The sequence below is a fragment of the Desulfogranum japonicum DSM 18378 genome (assembly GCF_000429945.1).
Lineage (GTDB): Bacteria > Desulfobacterota > Desulfobulbia > Desulfobulbales > Desulfobulbaceae > Desulfogranum > Desulfogranum japonicum.
In genome coordinates this window covers 1-1,616 of the sequence record NZ_AUCV01000120.1, presented here as the reverse complement: position 1 = coordinate 1,616, position 1,616 = coordinate 1, and the positions used below count along the sequence as shown (strand labels likewise).

The window sequence follows — 1,616 nt, the reverse complement described above, 5'->3', positions numbered from 1 at the left end:
CAGACGGGTGGAGTCAGCTTTAGGGTCACAGCCAACAACCATTACCTTACGACCCATTTCCGCCAATCCGGCCACTGTGTTCTGTGTTGTTGTGGATTTACCAATGCCGCCTTTTCCGTAGATAGCTACTTTTCTCATAATCATCCCCTACTGTGTCATGTTTGTAGAATGTATTGGATTTATTTGACCAACCGTTCCTACTTGCCACGCTTTCCTTACCCTTACTCGTGAAACAAGAGGTGGTTATTATCTCATGCCCTTATATTGGCAAAGCTTGTGCCAGAAAAATTTTTTTCCAAAAACATCCGACAAACAACAAGTTATAAATAGCCCGGAGAAAATCATCTACAAAAAGGTGACAATTACACACAAAGCACAATATCTTTTTTGTAGATAAATCTACAAAAAAGAACACAAACAAACTGTAACTGCAGACTGTTCAAAAATAACAATATCGTAAAAAGCAAGAGCGGTACCCCCATGTTGAGGGGCACCGAAAGAGAAAGTCCGCCCTGAACAGGCATAACTGGTGGTGGTGTATTTTAGGGTCGCAAAAAATAATAAATATCCAAAAATCTCGCAGGATATCGGCTTGGTAACGTCGTCGCGTCAATGGTTCCATATTGGCCGTATTGAGTCATTAACGCGACGACGTTACTGAGTTGAGAGACAAGCAAGATGAGATAATTTATTTTTTCCGTGACCCTTACATAAATTGCAACTGCAATGTTTCTTCTTCCTCATTGGGAACCAGGGCATACTCCCCCTGATGAACGAGTTTCAAGCCACACTGCTTTCCCTGTTGATGCAACGTATCAAAAATCGATTCACGCTTATCCGGCTCACTCTCGGTATTAAACCAGACCTGAACATTTCTGCCTTTTCCTCCCATCTGCAGCAAAAAGGCATTATGCTCAATAAAGACCAGATCATCATAACAGTGGGTCATTTGAAACCCAGAGTTCTCCAACATACTTACGATTATTCCCAGTGGTCGATACGGGACAGTCTCTTGCGCACTCACGTTACACCTCAACAGATTATACGTTTTCTGCAGAACTTATCATCTCTACAGGTTCAATATTGTCCCAACCAGAGCCGGCACACGGTTTCTGCAAAATATTTTCAGCCAATCAGATAGTCTGCTGGCGGTTCACCCTCTTCAATACCATCGAGTATGGCATCAATGGCCTCTTCGCTATCAACCCCTTTAAACCACCAGTTATCTGGCTGAACGACCATAATCGGGCCAGCCTCACACTGCTTCAGGCAACCGGTAGCGATAACCTGCATATCAAGACCACGGTCCAGAATTTCTTCTTCAATGTACTGCAGAAATCCATCTGTCTGCTTGTGACAGATGCCCTTTGGATCACCTTTCAATCGAAAACTCTGACAGACAAGAATCTGTTTTTCAGGAATAGCCATTTCACGTTCTCCTTTGCACCCTTATTACACAAGCGTAAAAAAAGGCATGAACGTATCCATGCCCAGACCAGTCTTGCCCAAAAAGGGTAAAGATGGTGCAACAGCAGCCGTCATGCGGCCACTGCTGCAGAATATAGAGTGTTACAGTACAAGCTCAAATTTGGTTTCTGTGGCATCACGATCAAGTC

Annotated in this window: 3 protein-coding genes; all 3 read right to left on the bottom strand. The window is 43.6% G+C overall.

Going from position 1 to position 1,616, the window contains the following annotated elements; translation table 11 throughout:
- On the bottom strand, positions 1-138 hold a 138-nt coding region (locus G493_RS33220; RefSeq protein ID WP_153306647.1), incomplete at its 3' end, for an AAA family ATPase.
- Between the two features lie 568 nt (positions 139-706).
- Entirely contained in the window at positions 707-1,024 is a 318-nt protein-coding gene (locus G493_RS0122650; protein WP_153306646.1) for a hypothetical protein, read from the bottom strand.
- Positions 1,025-1,125: 101 nt separating this feature from the next.
- Complete coding sequence (locus G493_RS0122640; protein ID WP_028582182.1) at positions 1,126-1,428, bottom strand: (2Fe-2S) ferredoxin domain-containing protein; 303 nt, start codon at positions 1,426-1,428, stop codon at positions 1,126-1,128.
- Positions 1,429-1,616: the final 188 nt, after the last annotated feature.

What these genes read in the sequence shown, in the direction of transcription:
- G493_RS0122640 (WP_028582182.1), bottom strand. Translation starts at nt 1,428, where the DNA reads ATGGCTATTCCTGAAAAACAGATTCTTGTCTGTCAGAGTTTTCGATTG.